The organism is Burkholderia sp. MR1-5-21 (assembly GCF_053427715.1).
Genome location: NZ_JBSAXD010000022.1, coordinates 106,219 through 122,630, shown reverse-complemented (window position 1 = coordinate 122,630; position 16,412 = coordinate 106,219). Strand labels below are relative to the sequence as shown.

Here is a 16,412-nt window from a genome sequence, read left to right as displayed (position 1 = left end):
CACGCCGTACTCGCGCACAGACTCTTCGACGTCTGCCAGTACCTCATCCTTCGGCCGTTGAACGGCCGGGATCCCCAAGAACACCCCGCAGGCGCTCATCGGCGATGGATTGACGTAGAGCCGGCGCGGCGGGCGGCCTGCCACTGATCAGACTATAGGATCAGCACATCGGGCCGATCGCAGGAAAAAATTCCGAAAGGAACGGTAAGTTAAGCCCGGTTAAGTTGCGATCGGTACGGTAAAAGTGCTGTCACGCGATTGACGCCTAGCCATAGACTGCATAGCAAATGAGTCATCCGACCGGATCGGATGCAACGGAGGCAACATGCAGTTCGACACACTCACAGCCTGTATCGGCAATTCGTCGACACCTGTCTCGTGCCCCTTGGCGCGAGCCGGTCAGGCCGCTGCGCCTATCGGCCCGCGCACGCGCGGCCGACCCTGCGTCGACGCACCGCTCGTGCGTCGTTTGCCGCATTGCGTCCTTGCGTCCGCAGGCCATCGCCGCCCGTGTATGGCACCCGCGGCCGCGCCCGAAACCCTGGTTCCGTTGATCGGGGCCGTGGGGCCGCCATTTTCATCAGCTCATATCCGTCGCGCTTGACGCGGCGATGACGACGTAAGCCGGCGTCAAAGTCCGGCCGCATTGCCACGTTCTACTAGCCGGCCGAAAATCGGCCCGTGGACGCAGATACAGTTCGACGTTTCTTTACATTAATTTTTAATTAGGTTTACTTATGATAAACAAAAGCAATCCGATGCGCGATGCCGAACGGTCGATCGCGCGTATTGCCTCGCACGCGGCGCTTGTAGCCTGCCTGTTTGCAGCGATTCCTGCGAGCCATGCCGACATCGTGCGCCCCACAGGCGCCGCGCAGGCCGCCGGCGGCAGAGCGGCGATCAGCGGCGCGCTGATGCGGGTGAAAGTGTCGTCCCAGCGGAACACGCATCCCGCGCCGTCGCCGCACAATCAGTCGGCTCACAAGCCGCATCATGCATGAACCTCTGTGCCCCCCCCGGGCGGCATAGAAGACGGACGTCAGGTTGATTTCAAAGACAGTGGTTTCGCCCGACATGCGCGGCGAAATCGGTACCGCGCCAATGGAGTGGAATCGATATGCAATACAAAAAAGCTACGTGGGTCCTTCCAATCGCCGTCATCGGCATCGCATCTTTGATCTTCACCTCACACAGCCGGAGTAACGATCAGGTCACGGCGAACAACGGCCCACTTGTCGTCACCGACGGCGACAAGATCAAGGTGCCCGAGCACTCGCCGCTGAGAAGCCATTTGGAAGTGCAGGCAGTGACGCCGACGTCGCTCGATCATTCGATCGTCGTCGCCGGCCAGGTCGACGCGAACCCGACGCTTACGGTCAACATCCTGCCACCACTCACCGGCCACGTGACCGACATCATGGTTCAACTCGGCGAGCGCGTCAGCAAGGGTCAAACGCTAGCGACGATCGCATCGGGCGACATGGCACAGGCGCGCTCCGATGTCGAAAAGGCGCGCGACGCGCTCGATCTCGCGGTCAAGACCCGCGACCGCACGCACGGCGTCGGTGGTGTCGGCGGCGCGGCAGTCAAGGACATCGAGGCTGCCGACAGCGGCGTCACGCAGGCGCAGGCCGAACTGACGCGCGCGCAGACACGCCTGTCATCGTTCGCCGCGCAGACGGGCGGCAAGATTGACGGCCACATGCTGACGCTTGTCGCGCCGCGCGACGGGGTCGTGACCGCGCTGAACGTCGGCAAAGGTGGTTACGTCGACGATCCGAACGCAACGATGATGACGATCACCGACATCAGCAAGGTTTACGTGACCGCCTGGGTGCCGGAAGACCAGATCGACAACATCAAGACCGGCCAGGAGGCCGACATCTCGCTGTCGGCGTATCCGGGCGAATTGCTGCGCAGCCACGTGCAGTCGGTGTCGAACGTGATGGCGCCCGACACGCGCCGCCTGCCGGTGCGCATGGTATTCGACAACCCTAACGACCACCTGATTCCGAACATGTATGCGGACGTGTCGTTCAAGGTACCGCAGCCGGCGCAGGTGATCGTCCCGCAGTCTGCACTGTTGATGAACAACGACAGCACGTCGGTGTTCGTCGAAGTCGCGCCATGGACATTCGTGCGCCGCAAGGTCGAGCTCGGCTACGACGAAGGCTCGCAAGTTCGTGTGTTGTCCGGCCTCGCCGCCGGCGACCATGTCATCGTCAAAGGCGGAGTGCTGATCAATGATTGAGCGTGTCATCAAGGCCTGTTTTGAAAAACGGGCCATCATTTTCGTCGCGGTGATCCTGATCAGCCTGCTCGGCTACTACTGCTGGACGCAGTTGCCAGTGGAAGCCTATCCCGAGCTGGCCGACGTCAGCGCGCAGGTCACAACTTCCGCCCAGGGCCTTGCGGCGGAAGAAGTCGAGCAGCAGATCACGATTCCGCTCGAGCGCGCACTCGCCGGCACGCCCGGCGTCGAGACAATGCGCTCGAGCAGCACGTTCGGCCTGTCGCTGATCACCGTCGTGTTCAAGGACGGGGCAGAAGACTACGCGTCACGCGCGCGCCTCACCGAGCGCATCAGCCAGGTCACGCTGCCCCCGGGCATCACGGCCGGCCTGGACTCCGTTTCGGGCCCGGCCGGCGAGATCTACCGGTACACGCTCGAATCCGACACGAAGAACCTGATGGAGCTGTCGGAGATCCAGCACTGGATCGTCATCCCGGCGCTCAAGCAGGTGCCTGGCGTCGCGGACATCGCCAACTTCGGCGGCTTCACGAAGGAATACCAGCTCGAGCTGGATCCGAAGCAACTGATGCGCTACAACATCGCGGTCACGGACGTCGCGAACGCGATCAATGCGAACAACGGCAACGCCGGCGGCAGCCGCATCACGCGCGGCGAGCAGTCGTACATTGTGCGCGGCATCGGCCAGGTCCATACGCTGAAGGACATGGGCGACATTGTTGTCACGCAGCGCAACGGCCTGCCAATCCTGGTGCGCGACCTGGGCAAGCTGACCTACGGTCACCAGGTGCGTGAAGGTATTCTCGGCAAGGACAACAATCCCGACACGATCTCGGGCATCGTCGCGCTGCTCAAGTACCAGAACCCGTCCCAGGTTCTGAAGGGCGTCCATGCGAAGGTCGGTGAACTGCAGGCGCAGCTGAAGCCGATGGGCGTGCGCATCGTGCCGTACATCGACCGTGACAATCTGGTCCAAGCGACCATCGAGAAGGTAGCGAGTACGGTGATCGAGGGCGTGCTGCTCGTCGTGTTCGTGCTGGTGCTGTTCCTCGGTAGTGCGCGCAGCGCGATCGTCGCGGCGGTCACGATCCCGATCTCGCTCGTCACGGTGTTCATCCTGATGCACACCACGAAGATGTCGGCGAACCTGTTCTCGCTCGGCGCGATCGACTTCGGCGTGATCGTCGACGGTGCGATCGTCGTTACCGAGGCGATCCTGCGCCGCCGTGAAGCGAAGCCAGACGAAGTGCTCACGCCGATGGACGCGCTCTCCGCGACCAAACAGGTCGCACGCCCGATCTTCTTCGCGACGCTGATCATCATTACCGCGTACCTGCCGCTGTTCTCGTTCCAGCGTGCGGAAGGCAAGCTGTTTTCGCCGATGGCGTACACGGTCGGCTATGCGCTGTTCGGTGCGCTCGTCGCAACGATTACGGTGATCCCGGCGCTGGCCTACCTGGCGCTACGCAAACCGCGCAAGATCTTCCATAACAAGCCACTGGAGAAGGTGCAGAACGCTTACCGAAGCTCGCTTTCGTGGCTGCTCGACCGACCGAAGCTCGCGTACGCCACCGGCGTCGTCGCGCTGGGGCTGGTGCTGATCCTCGGCACAAAGGTCGGACGCGAGTTCCTGCCTGAGCTCGACGAAGGTGCGTTGTGGCTGCAGGTGCAGATGCCGACCGGCCTGTCGCTCGACAAGGCCAACGCGATGGCTGCCGAACTGCGTCGCGCCGTACGTGAATTCCCGGAGGTATCGTATATCGTCACGCAGCTCGGTCGCAGCGACGACGGCACGGATCCCTGGACCCCGTCCCATATCGAATCCGCCGTGGGTTTGACACCCTACAGTACCTGGCACGGTGAAACCAAGGCACAGTTCCTCGCTCGACTGAGCGCCAGACTGAAGAAAATTCCCGGCATGACAATCGGAATAAGCCAGCCAATCGTCGACATGGAAGACGACGTGATCGGCGGTGCGCACAGCGCGATGGTGCTGCGCTTGTACGGTGACGACTTCAAGGAGCTGCGCCGGATAGGCGGAGAAATCATTGATGTCCTGCACACCGTTCCTGGCACCGACGAGGCATCCATCTTCCAGGAGCCGGAACTGCCCCAGCTCGTCATCGCGACGGATCGTGCCGCCGCGTCCCGTTACGGCGTCAACGTCGGGGACGTGAACACGCTCATTCAGGATGGGATCGCTGGCAATCCGATCACGCAGGTGTTCGTCGCGGACCGCACGTACAACCTGACGATGCACCTGCCGAAGGCGACCGTACAGGATCGCCAGTCGCTTGGCCAGATTCCACTGACGTCGACGACCGGCGCGAAGGTGCCGCTCGACATGGTTGCGAAGATCTCGCTGAAGACCGGCGAGAGCACGATCGCGCATGAAATGGGCAAGCGCCAGATCACGATCCGGATCGACAACCGCGATCGGGCGATGTCGGAGTACCTGGCAGATGCACAGCGCAGGATCGACGAGAAGGTGCACTTCGACAAGGAGAAATACCGCCTGGAATGGGCTGGTACGTTCGAGAACGAACAGCGCGCGCAGGCCCGCTTGACTGTGATCATGGCGCTCGTGCTGGCGCTGATGGCGATCTTCCTCGTGCTTGAGTTCGGCGTGCTGCGCCAGGCACTGCTAATCCTTGGCGTGGTGCCGCTCGCTACGCTGGGCGGCCTGATCGCGCTACATCTGCGCGAGTACACGCTGAACATCGCGACCGCCGTTGGCTTCATCGCACTGTTCGGCGTCGCCGTGCAGAACGGCATCATCATGGTCGCGAACTTCAACCGGGTACGCGGCGAAGGCGTGCCGCTGCGTGATGCCGTGCTGATGGCCGCGGGCGAGCGTTTTCGTCCCGTCCTGATGACCGCGACCGTCGCGTCGATCGGCATGTTGCCGGCTGCGCTCGCGACCGGCGTCGGCACCGACGTGCAACGCGGGCTTGCGACCGTCGTAGTCGGCGGCCTCGGCATCGCAACGCTGCTGACGCTGTTCATTCTGCCGACTCTCTACTTCGGTATCGAACGTTTCGTCGACGCTCGCCGTCGCCCGGCGCAACAGGAGCAAGCATAAAAATGGGTATCCCGCTTTCCACACTCAATACCCGCCGGCTGGTGGTGCCGACCTTGGTGCTGGCGCTCGCCGGCTGCGCTGTGGGGCCTGATTTCCACCGCCCCGCCGCGCCCGCCAATGCCGGTTACATGACGACCCCGGTGCCCACCTCGGTGGGCGGCGGCGACGCCGGCAAGGTGCAACTGGTCGCGCTCGACAAGGATATCCCCGAGCAGTGGTGGGGACTGTTCCACTCGCCGCAGTTGAATGCGCTCGTCGAGGATGCGCTGAAGCACAACCCGACGATCGATGCCGCGAAGGCCGCGCTGCGCCAGGCGAACGAATCGACGCGCGCACAGGTCGGCGCCTATTTCCCGACGGTCGACGCCACACTGAATCCGACCCGCGGCAAGACGCCCGGCGTGCTGGCGCCGGTCACGGCGAGCAACGAGCAGTACTACACACTGCATACCGCCCAGCTGAATGTGGGCTTCACGCCGGACGTGTTCGGGCTGAACAGCCGCACTGTCGAATCGCTGGACGCCGCCGCCGAAATCCAGCGCTTCCAGCTCGAGGCGACCAAGCTCACGCTCGCGAGCAACGTCGTAGTCGCCGCCATCCAGGAAGCGTCGCTTCGCGCACAGATCGCCTCCACCAAGCGGCTGATCGAATCGCAGCACAGCGTGCTCGATTCGTACCGCAAGCAGCTCGCGCTGGGTCAGGTCGCGCAGACCGACGTGATGGCGCAGGAGACGCAGCTCGCGCAGAACGAGGCGGCACTGCCGACGCTCGCGAAGCAGCTCGCACAACAGCGCGACGCGCTTGCGGCGCTGCTCGGCCGTCTGCCGAATGCCGACATCGGCGCGCAATTCGAGCTGTCCGACCTGTCGCCGCCGGACACGCTGCCGCTCAGCCTGCCGTCCAGGCTGGTCGAGCAGCGCCCGGACGTGCGCGCAGCCGAAGCGCAGATGCACAGTGCTCAGGCGCTAATCGGCGTGGCGATCGCGAACCGCTTGCCGAACCTGCAGTTGACCGCGAACCTCGGCGCTGAGGCCGGCACCATTGCGGAGCTGTTCCAGTCGAGCGCGTCGTTCTGGGCGATCGGCGCAACGCTGACGCAGCCGCTGTTCAACGCGGGCACGCTGAAGCACAAGCAGCGCGCGGCGGAAGCGGCGTACGACCAAGCGGAGGCCACCTATCGCAATACAGTGATCACGGCGTTCCAAAATGTCGCCGATTCGCTGCAGGCGATCGCTGCCGACGCGAATGCGCAGAGTGCGGCGCAGGCCGCCGAGCGCGTCGCCGCGCGCACGCTCGACATGGACCGCAGGCAGCTCGAACTAGGCAACCTGACGAGCGTGGCCGTGATTCAGGGCGAGCAGGCATGGCTGCAGGCACGGATGACGCTGATCACCGCGCAGGCCAACCGGCTCAGCGATTCGGCGGCACTGCTTCAGGCACTTGGCGGCGGCTGGTGGAATGCGCCGTCCGAATCGCCCAGGAGCTGAACGGGCCCGAGACGGTAGCGGCAAGGAGGTGCGCCGGACGCGGACATTTTCGCTTGCCCCGTCCGGCAGGCCGCCTTATTGCACAAGCCCGAAGGCTGTGCGTTCCGACCCATGGAACTTGACCGCTAGATCTCGCCCCTTCGTCGCAGACGATCCATTCCCGAGGAGTGATTTCATGAACGTTTCATTTCTTCTCTCGCTGGTGCTTGCTACGCTGGTCATCACGGGTTGCACCAGTACCCGTACGTTATTGTCAACAGCCGGGGCTACACCCCGGCCCAGCATGGCCTCTGTATCCCAGGCGACAAACCCATGCCAGTACTTGCACGTAAAAGCGAATTGCCAGTAGCGCTTCCGCCGCCCGCGTGGTGCCAGGATGTCGAGCGCGTACGTCGCTTCTTGACGAGTAGATCGAGCATTCTCAAGAACGCGCAAAATCCGGCGACGGTCGGCAACTACTTCTATCGCATTCCGATTGGGAAGCCTCTCGCCCCGCGCAATAGCGCGGGGCGAAAACCAGCGGCCCGTTGATCCTCAGCGTTCGCGCTCGGGCATGCGGATGATGCCTGTCACGCCGTACTCGCGCACAGACTCTTCGACGTCTGCCAGTACCTCATCCTTCGGCCGTTGAACATTCAATGGCAGAACATACGGCTGCTTCGCTTGCAGCCCGGTTGCGCAGTACACCTCGCAGCGGTTTCCTTCCGGGTCGAGGAAATACACGCCGATTGCGTTGCCGTGCGACACGATCATGTCGAAGCGCGTGTCGAGGCTGCGCAGGCGCTGTTCAAACGCGGCCACATCCTCCAGCGATGGGCAGCGGAAGGAAATCTGGTTGATCAGACGCGTGGATTCGTCGGTGCGGCGCCCGCTGGCCAGCACGAATTCATGATGCTCTTCCTCAGGGCGTGCCGAGAGGAAGACAACCCCTTGTTCCGGGTCGGCGTCCGTCACGGTCAGCCCCAGGACGTCCCGGTAGAAGGACGTCATGCGTTCGAGATCATGGACAAAAAGTCCGACGTGTCCCAGCTTTTCGATGCGAGGTGTCTGCATTCAATGAACTCGTTCAGGTTTGATATTGGCGGACCAGTGCCTGGAACGGGCGGCTGAAGTCGTCGATGTTGGCTGCGCCTTGTCCATGTACTCGCTGCCGAGTACCTCGCGGCGGATCCATTTGCCTTCGTCCATCAGCTTGCGGTCCATGATGTCCATTGCTCCGGTGACGGAGTTCAACCCAGGCGAACCGCGGCACGCCCCTTGAGGGCGAGCATTTCCCGCACCTCGTCCGGGGTGGCGACCTGCAGGCCGAGGCGCTCCACGACTTCACGGATGGCCGCGACCTGCTCGGCATTGGAAGTCGCAAGGCGCCCGCGGCCAAGCGTCAGGGAATCCTCCAGCCCGACCCGCACATTCCCGCCCATCAGGGCTGCATGGGTAATCAGGGTCATCTGATGCCGTCCTGCGCCCAGGACCGACCACTGGTAGCCGTCGATGCCGAACAGCTTGTCGGCGATGCGCTTCATGTGGACCAGGTTCTCCACGTCGGCCCCGATGCCGCCCAGAACGCCCAGGACGAACTGGATGAACATGGGTCCCTTCACGAGGCCACGGTCAACAAAGTGCTTGAGGTTGTACAGGTGGCTGACGTCGTAGCACTCGAACTCGAAGCGCGTTCCGTGCGCGTTTCCGAGCTTGGTCAGAACGTCCTCGATGTCACCGAAGGTGTTGCGGGCGATGACCTGGCGTGTGCCCTCGATGAAGGGGCGCTCCCATTCGAAGCGGAACTCCTTCATCTTCTCCAGCACGGGGTAGATGGCGAAGTTCATCGAGCCCATGTTGCACGAGGCCATTTCCGGCGAGACGTCCAGGGCGCCGGCCAGGCGTTCCTCCAGGGTCATCGTGAAGGAGCCCCCAGTGGTGATATTGATCACTGCGTCGGTCTCGGCGTGGATGCGGGGCAGGAAGGCGCGAAAGGCCTCAGGCGCGAATGCGGGCCGGCCGTCCTGGGGATTGCGGGCATGCAGATGCAGGATCGCTGCCCCGGCGCGTGCGGCGCCGATCGCCTGTTCGGCGATCTCCTCAGGCGTCACTGGCAGGTGCGGGGACATGCTCGGGGTGTGGATCGAACCCGTCACTGCACATGTGATGATGACTTTTCTCATGACCCTTCGGTCTCCTTGGATTTGATCGAGGATCACCCGGACCCGGGTGACCCGACACGCTTGGAACTGCAATCGGATAGGTGCGCGGCAATCAGATGGTGGACGTCGCCTGCGCTTACCCCAGCCCTCCATCATGCTCGGCGTCCTGCGCGCCGGACCCCCTGCGCGCTCTGCCGTGGCCGCGGTGCCGCTGGATCCCGCGGAGCCCGGCCGTGCCGGCCGGGCTTGCCCTCATTCCGGGCACCAGGGCTCTACGCCCTCGCTTCTCTCGCGCATCCGGCGCAGGCGCATGAGCATATGGTCGCGCCAGCGGACGCGCTCATCCCAGCGGTCGAGCGGTAGCAAAGCGCGGCGCTGCCGTTCCACTTCACCCACCAGGTCCTCGGTCCACGGGTCGTCCTGGCCCCGCCGTGCGCCCATGCGGGCATACGCCGGGCCCATCTTCTGCGCGTGCGAGCCAATGCCGCCTCGTGTGTTGAGGTCGACCGTCTCGAATGGGCCCACGAAGCTCCAGCGCAGCCCCAGTCCGTCGCGCACCACCGTGTCGATGTCCTCCACACTGGCCACGCCGTCTCGAACGAGACAGTAGGCCTCGCGCAGCACGGCGCCTTGGAGCCTGTTGAAGACGAAGCCTTCGATCTCACGGTCGACGCGCACGGGCTTGAGCCCGACGCTGCGATAGAGCTCGTCCGCCCGTTCCACGGTACGGGGTGCGGTGAACGCTGCCGGCACAAGTTCGATGACCGGGATCAGGTAGGGCGGATTGCCGGGGTGCGCCACCAGGCAGCGCTCGCGGGTGCACAGGTCGGCGGCATAGGCCGAGGCGGGCAGGGCAGAACTGGAACTGGCCAACAGCGCATCGCGCGGCGCCAACGATTCCACTTCTGCGAACAGCTTTCGCTTGAGGTCGACGATTTCGGGTGCGCATTCCTGCACCAGCGCGACCCCGGCAAGGGCTTGCGACAGATCGCCCGTGACAGCGACGCGTGCCGCGATGACATCGACGGGCTCGCTAAGCAGATCGAAGTTCGCAAGGGCGACGAGCCGGTCGAACAGCTCGCGCGGCGCGGCTTCGCGCCGCGCCGAGTCCGGGTCCTGCAGGCGTACGGTCCATCCGGCGCACGCAAAGACGACCCCGAAGGCCACGCCAATGCTGCCGGCCCCGACGATGGCAACGCAAGGCACCGCCGCGCTCATGCCGTCCGATCCTCAATTCGCACGAGCTTGAACACCGCGCGTGCGACGGCGACCAGCGCACCGTGGGCATCACGGGCTTCGCCGTCGCAGAACACCACCGACCGGCCCATGCGCGAGCAGCGACCTTCGATGATCAGCGACGTCCGTGCCGGCGCGTAAAAGTGCGAAGTCATGTCGATCGTGATCGACCCGAGGGCCAGGGGGGCGTGTGACCGCGCCGCCGCGCTCAGCGTGAAGTCCATGGCGCTCATGATCGAGCCGCCATGAATGTCTCCCCGGCTGTTGACCAGGTATGGCGCAGCGTTGAGCTGTGTGCGGCACAGCCCTTCCTCCATGTAGACGGGGTCCAGGCCGATGTGCGCCATGAACGGCACGTCGATGCCGAAATAGCGGTTTTCCGCATCGCCCACAGGGGCGAGCGGACGTTCGTGGGATATGACTGTCCTCGATGCCAAGACGCGTTCCTCGTTCTTTCTGCGTTCGACGGATGCCACGAAAGAATGGCATCCAGGTTGCGGGATAGCTTCACCCGAGCAATACATATGCCACTGGCACCATGAGTCGTGACGCCTCCAGCGCACGGCCTTGGGGCCTGCCTCGAGACACGTGGTTTGTCCGCGCCAGCGACACAGCGTGTTTGCCGGCTGCACAGTGACCGCGTGCCGGTCAGTCGGAGCTACAGCCCCATCGTCGCCAGCTTCTTGTAGAGGTAAGAGCGGGAGATGCCCAGTTCCTTGGCCACGCGCTTCTTATTGCCGCTGAGCCGGTTGAGCGCATCGCGAATGAGGCGCTCCTCGACGTTGCTGCGCGCATCGCGAACGGTCGCAGTCGCGCAGGGTGCGGGAGCTTGCGCTTCCACGGACGTGACCGGTGCCGTCACTTGAGGCGGCGTGGCACCTTCGTCGGCGCGCACAACGGTAGCGAAATCGTCCACCGTCACGATGTCGCTGTCGGCGAAGATCGCCGCCGTCTCGACCGCGTGCATCAACTGCCGCACATTGCCGGGCCATCTCTGGCGCTGGAGAAAGGGCACCACGTCGTGGGCGAGCGTCTTCTGCCGCGTGGTGTGGCGTAGCGCGAAGTCATAGAGCGCCTGGTTGGCCAGCAGCTCAATATCCTCGAGCCGTTCGCGCAGCGGGGGCAGGTGCACCGTGACGGCGCTGATGCGGTAGAACAGGTCCAGGCGGAATTCACCCGTGTCGATCATGTCCTGGAAGTCGCGATTGCTGGCGGAGATCAGGCGGAAGTCGGACACGCGAGGCTTGTCGCCCCCCACGCGCTCGAAGGAGCCGTCCTGGAGCACGCGCAATAGCTTGACCTGGATCTCGATGGGCATGTCGCCGATCTCATCGAAAAACAGCGTGCCGTTGTGCGCCTGCTCGAACTTGCCTCGCCGTCCCTTGCGCTCGGCCCCGGTAAATGCACCGGGCTCGTAGCCGAACAGCTCGCTTTCCACCAGGGTCGCGGGAATGGCCGCAGCATTGACCATCACCATCGACTCGGCGTTGCGCGTACTCATCAGATGAATGGCATGCGCGACCAACTCCTTGCCAGTCCCGCTTTCGCCGACCAGCAGCACCGGCACGTTCAGCGGCGCGATGCGCGTGATCTGGTCCTTCAGCCGACGGATTGCGTTGCTCCGGCCGATGATGCGGTCCAAGCCGTAGCGATGGGGCGACGGGTTCGAAAGGGCCTGCTGGTAGTAGGAAACCTCGCTCTTGAGCCGCATCAGCTCGGTACTGAGCTGATGCAGCTCGTCCGGCCCCTTGAACATGATCTGTCCGATGGCGGCCACGATGCGCCCTTCGGAATCCAGCACCGGCATCCGCGATACCACACGGGAGGCGCCTCGCATCTGCTGGACCTGGCCGATCTCGGCCTTGCCGGTGCGCGCCACCTCATGCAGCCGTGTGTTATCGATGACCTCGGTGACGTGCTTGCCTACCGCTTCGCCCCGCGGCAGCCCGAAGAAGCGCTCGTGAATCGGGCTCACAAAACTCAGGTATCCCTCACGGTCAACCACCGTCGGCGCCTCATAGGGATTGGTCAGCAGGTGGCGCAGGATGTCGTCGGCGAATTCCACCGAAGCCGCGAAATCGAACAGCACGTCCGTCTGTCCGCGTTCGAACAGCACGAAGGCATCGGCTTCGCGTGATCCCACCCGGACGACTGAATATGCGTCGTCCTCTGTCTGTATTGTGAACAGGCTGCCGTCGCGCGCGGTTTGGCCCGCAACCACGGCGGCTAGAACCCGCGCGACTTCGTGGCGCCGGGCCAAGCCTGTCGCAAACAGCGTCCGGCCTTCGTCTGAAAGCACGAGGACGCCGACTGTCTCCTTCTTCATGATTCGATCACTCCAGCCGGCCAGCGGGGGGACGGCAGATGCGTGTCCACAAAAAACGCACACGCAGTATAGCCGGCAGGTTTCGTGTCTTCTGTTAAGACAGGTAAAGATCACTCCACAGCGCGGCCGGCATACCGATCTCCCAGGAAACAGTGCAGATTGACGGTTCAACGACGCGAATCAGGGACATGGTACGGAGCATGCTTTAAGTCATTCGCTTCGTTTTGCTGACGACACAGGACAGACATGACATACCAGGAAATCACCTACGCAGAAGACGGCCCGGTTGGCACCCTAACCCTCAACCGGCCGGAGGACGGCAATATGTTCACCGAGCGCATGTGCCACGAGATCCGGGACTGCATCAACGAAGTCCGCCGCGAAACGCGCACTCGCGTGCTTGTCATCACAGGCGCCGGCAACCGGTTCTTCTGCTTGGGTGGCCGCAAGGACGGCATGGAGGACAGCACGCTCTATGCAGGCGTGCTGCCCACGCTGGAGATGTACGAGAGCATCGACCGCCTGCAGAAGCCCGTGATTGCGAGCGTCAACGGTTTCGCCGTGGGTGGCGGCAACGTATTGCAGATGGTGTGCGACATCACCATCGCCACGGAAAGCGCGGTGTTTCGCCAGGTCGGCCCAATGGTCGGCAGCTTCGACGCCGGTTATGGCACCTGGTACCTCGAGGACCTGGTGGGCAAGAAGCGCGCGAAAGATATCTGGTATCGGAACCCGCGCATCAGCGCTGCCGAGGCGCTCGACTGGGGACTGATCAACAATGTCGTGCCCGACGGCGAGCTGGCCGCGGCCACGCGCGCCTATGCGCTCGAGATCGCCGACCGTGGGGCCTTCGCACTCGCATCCATCAAGGCGGCGTTCAATGCGCGCCACGGAGGGGTGGGTGGGCTTTCGCGCATGGCGCACGATCTGCTGCTGCGCACGTACCTGAAGACCGACGAAGCCAAGGAGCTGGGCGCCGCGTTCGCGGAGAAGCGCGCGCCCGACGCTTCCAGCTTCGGCCACTGATGCTCGGACCGGCATCCCCCTATGGGCAAGATCCTGACACTCCACTCGCCGCGCGACGCCCGCAGCTACTACCTCGACGGCACCTGGCTTCCCGAGACGATGTACTGGCTGCTGCGCAAGCATGCTGCTGCGCGCGGTGGCGCCTTTGCGCTGCGCGACCCCTACCAGCGCGTGGCATGGATAGACCTGCTCGCGCGCGTCGACTCGGTAGCCCACACGCTCGCGCAGGCCGGACTGGTCGCGGGCGACCGCGTTTGCGTGTGGCTGCCCAATCGCGTGGAGTCCATCGTCGTCTTCCTCGCCTGCTCGCGTAACGGCTATGTCTGCAATCCTTCGCTGCACGAAAGCCACACGGTCGAGGAGATCGCAGACGTGCTCGAGCGCATCGAATGCCGGGCCGCATTCGTTCAGCCAGGCTACGGGGCCGACGCGCACCGCCACGACGTCGTCGCACGGCTATCGCGTCTGCCCGCGCTGCGCGCGCTGTTCGTGACCGCGCCGCCCGGCGCGGAAAGCGTGGCGCCGCCCCCGGGCGCACGCGCCTTTCCGCGCGGCACGGCGCCGGCGGATGTTGCTGCGGCGAGCTCCGACCCGGACCAGATCGTCTACCTGGCATTCACCTCGGGCACAACCGGACAACCCAAGGGCGTGATGCACAGCGACAACACGCTGCTGGCCAACGGCCGAGCGCTCGTGGCCGACTGGGCGGTCGACGAGCGCTCGGTGGTTCTCACTCTCAGTCCCATGAGCCACCACATTGGCGTGGTGGCGCTGGAACAAAGCCTCGTGGCCGGCTGCGAATTGGTGCTGACCGACCGGCATGCGGGTATCGCACCCATCGACTGGATCGAACTGGCAGGCGCGACCTATGTGATGGGTGTGCCCACCCATGCCATCGACTTGCTGCGTGCCATGGACGCGCGCGGCCGACCGGGGCTGGGTCGCGTGTCGGTGTTCTACATGGCCGGCTCGCCGATCCCGCGCGCACTCGCGGCGCGCTTCCTCCAGTTGGGCATCACGCCGCAAAACGTTTACGGCATGACCGAGAGCGGCTCGCACCAGTACACCCGGCCCACTGACGACGCTGAGGTCGTCACCGCGTCTTGCGGCGCGGCCTGCGGCGGCTACGAGATCCGGCTGTGGAAGCAGGACCAGCCCGACGTGGAAGCCGACCGGGGCGAGATCGGCGAAATCGGCGGCCGTGGAGGCCTGCTGATGCTGGGCTACTTCGGTGATCAGTCTGCCACGGAGCGCTCGTTCAATACGGGCGGCTGGTTCATGAGTGGCGATCTTGGCCGGCTCGACGAGCGTGGCAACCTCGAGGTGATCGGCCGCAAGAAAGATCTGATCAACCGTGGCGGCCACAAGATCCACCCTGCCCGCATTGAGGAATTCGCGCGCCGTCATCCGCATGTGACGATGGCCGCTGCCTTCGGCGTGCCCGACGAGCGGCTGGGTGAGAAGGTCTGCCTGGCCATCGTCGCTCAGGGCCGTGCGCCCAGCGCCGAGCGGCTGCTCGAACACCTCGCGCGTGAGGGGCTGTCGCGCTTCGAAATGCCCGAATACTTCGTGGCGACGAGCGAGTTTCCGCTGACACCCAGCGGCAAGCTGTTCAAGCGCGGGTTGTTGGACTGGATCCGCGAAGGCCGGCTTGTGCCGCATCCCGTACGCGCAAGCGACGCCCACCATCACTTGACTTCATCATCCAAACAAACATGAATCTGCAATCCAGCGCCGTAAGAGACGACGCATCGTCCGAACACGAGCACCTCTTCTCTCCGATCGAGATCCGAGGCGTGCAGCTGCAAAGCCGTATCGTGCTTTCGCCCATGTGCCAGTTTTCCTCCATCGATGGCTTCGCGAGCGACTGGCACCTCGTTCACCTTGGTTCCCGTGCAGTGGGGGGCGCCGCGCTCGTGTTCACGGAATCGACAGCGGTGACCGAGCAGGGTCGCATCACGCCGGGCGATCTGGGCATCTGGAAAGACGAGCACATCGAGGGCTTGAGCAGGATCGCGAGCTTCGTCGAATCGCGTGGCGCGGTGCCGGGCATCCAGCTCGGCCATGCGGGCCGAAAGGCGTCCAGGAACGCCCCTTGGGTACAGGGGGGGCAACCCATTCCGCTGGAGGAGACTGGATGGCCCATCGTCGGCCCCAGCGCGATCCCGTTCGATGAGGAAATGGCCAGGACGCCGCAAGAGATGACCCTCGGCGAGATCGACGAGCTGTTGGATGCGTTCGAGGCCGCCACGCGCCGTGCCGTGCGGGCAGGCTTCAAGGTCATCGAGGTTCATGCCGGGCATGGCTATTTGCTGCATGAATTCCTTTCGCCGTTGAGTAATCACCGGAGCGATGAATACGGTGGCAGCCTCGAGAATCGCTGCAGGCTGCTGCTGCGCATCGTGGCCCGCATGCGCAGTGTGCTGCCGAAGAGCATGCCGCTGTTCATCCGCATCTCTGCCACCGAATGGATCCCCGACGAGACGTCGTGGGATCTCGCTCAGTCGGTTCAACTGGCCCGCTGGCTGGGCGAATTCGGCGTGGATGTCGTCGATGTTTCCTCAGGCGGCAATACGCTCAGGCAGAAGATCACGCTCGAGGCGGAATACCAGGTGCCATTCGCGCGCCGCATCCGGCACGAGGCCCGGGTCCGCACTGCTGCGGTAGGACTGATCACGCAAGCCCAACAGGCGGATCGAGTGGTCACCCGTGGTGACGCCGACCTGGTGTTCATCGGTCGTGCGTTCATGCGCAACCCGTATTGGGGAATTGCAGCTCGTGAAGAGCTAACAGGCAATCCGAACTGGCCCAACCAGTATGGATCTCATGCATTGCGTCGAGGCATGAAAAAGGACAATTGAGC

13 protein-coding genes are annotated in these 16,412 nt (G+C 64.0%); 7 read left to right on the top strand and 6 right to left on the bottom strand.

All coding sequences use genetic code 11. The features are described from left to right. Positions 1-758 precede the first annotated feature (758 nt). The 4 genes from ACV229_RS27030 (at position 759) to ACV229_RS27015 (ending at position 6,820) form a co-directional block, all read left to right on the top strand. Positions 759-1,001 carry a hypothetical protein gene (locus ACV229_RS27030; protein WP_448086167.1) on the top strand — a complete coding sequence of 81 codons (243 nt, stop codon included), beginning with the start codon at positions 759-761 and terminating at the stop codon, positions 999-1,001. Positions 1,002-1,174: 173 nt separating this feature from the next. Beyond that, on the top strand, positions 1,175-2,251 hold the full coding sequence (locus tag ACV229_RS27025) for an efflux RND transporter periplasmic adaptor subunit (RefSeq protein WP_448086166.1): 1,077 nt from the start codon (positions 1,175-1,177) through the stop codon (positions 2,249-2,251). Then, entirely contained in the window at positions 2,244-5,333 is a 3,090-nt protein-coding gene (locus ACV229_RS27020) for an efflux RND transporter permease subunit (protein ID WP_448086165.1), read from the top strand. Before ACV229_RS27025 ends, ACV229_RS27020 begins: the two co-directional genes overlap by 8 nt. 2 nt (positions 5,334-5,335) lie before the next feature. Further along, the gene (locus ACV229_RS27015) at positions 5,336-6,820 is read left to right on the top strand and encodes an efflux transporter outer membrane subunit (protein WP_448086164.1); all 1,485 of its coding nucleotides are present in this window, start codon (positions 5,336-5,338) and stop codon (positions 6,818-6,820) included. 534 nt (positions 6,821-7,354) lie between these two features. Here the strand turns inward: ACV229_RS27015 and ACV229_RS27010 are convergent. From ACV229_RS27010 to ACV229_RS26985, 6 genes are all read right to left on the bottom strand, one after another. Further along, the gene (locus ACV229_RS27010) at positions 7,355-7,873 is read right to left on the bottom strand and encodes a VOC family protein (RefSeq protein WP_448086163.1); all 519 of its coding nucleotides are present in this window, start codon (positions 7,871-7,873) and stop codon (positions 7,355-7,357) included. Continuing rightward, entirely contained in the window at positions 7,874-8,023 is a 150-nt protein-coding gene (locus ACV229_RS27005) for a hypothetical protein (protein ID WP_448086162.1), read from the bottom strand. Positions 8,024-8,049: 26 nt separating this feature from the next. After that, entirely contained in the window at positions 8,050-8,982 is a 933-nt protein-coding gene (locus ACV229_RS27000; protein ID WP_448086161.1) for a 3-keto-5-aminohexanoate cleavage protein, read from the bottom strand. Positions 8,983-9,213: 231 nt separating this feature from the next. After that, positions 9,214-10,179: a 3-hydroxyacyl-CoA dehydrogenase gene (locus tag ACV229_RS26995; RefSeq protein WP_448086160.1), complete on the bottom strand. Its 966-nt coding sequence runs from the start codon at positions 10,177-10,179 to the stop codon at positions 9,214-9,216. After that, positions 10,176-10,616, bottom strand: coding sequence for a PaaI family thioesterase (locus ACV229_RS26990; RefSeq protein ID WP_448086202.1), 441 nt, complete (start codon positions 10,614-10,616; stop codon positions 10,176-10,178). Before ACV229_RS26990 ends, ACV229_RS26995 begins: the two co-directional genes overlap by 4 nt. 239 nt (positions 10,617-10,855) lie before the next feature. Next, positions 10,856-12,523 (bottom strand): sigma-54 interaction domain-containing protein, encoded by a 1,668-nt coding sequence (locus tag ACV229_RS26985; RefSeq protein WP_448086159.1) that lies wholly within the window; start codon positions 12,521-12,523, stop codon positions 10,856-10,858. Positions 12,524-12,769: 246 nt separating this feature from the next. On the opposite strand from ACV229_RS26985, the gene ACV229_RS26980 reads away from it, so the two are divergent. Genes ACV229_RS26980 through ACV229_RS26970 form a run of 3 tightly spaced genes read left to right on the top strand, consistent with a single transcriptional unit; the run spans position 12,770 to position 16,410 of the window. Next, positions 12,770-13,549 (top strand): enoyl-CoA hydratase-related protein, encoded by a 780-nt coding sequence (locus tag ACV229_RS26980; protein WP_448086158.1) that lies wholly within the window; start codon positions 12,770-12,772, stop codon positions 13,547-13,549. Between the two features lie 21 nt (positions 13,550-13,570). Then, positions 13,571-15,268, top strand: coding sequence for a class I adenylate-forming enzyme family protein (locus ACV229_RS26975; RefSeq protein WP_448086157.1), 1,698 nt, complete (start codon positions 13,571-13,573; stop codon positions 15,266-15,268). Then, the gene (locus ACV229_RS26970) at positions 15,265-16,410 is read left to right on the top strand and encodes an NADH:flavin oxidoreductase/NADH oxidase (RefSeq protein ID WP_448086156.1); all 1,146 of its coding nucleotides are present in this window, start codon (positions 15,265-15,267) and stop codon (positions 16,408-16,410) included. The genes ACV229_RS26975 and ACV229_RS26970 overlap by 4 nt, the downstream gene beginning before the upstream one ends. Positions 16,411-16,412 lie beyond the last annotated feature (2 nt).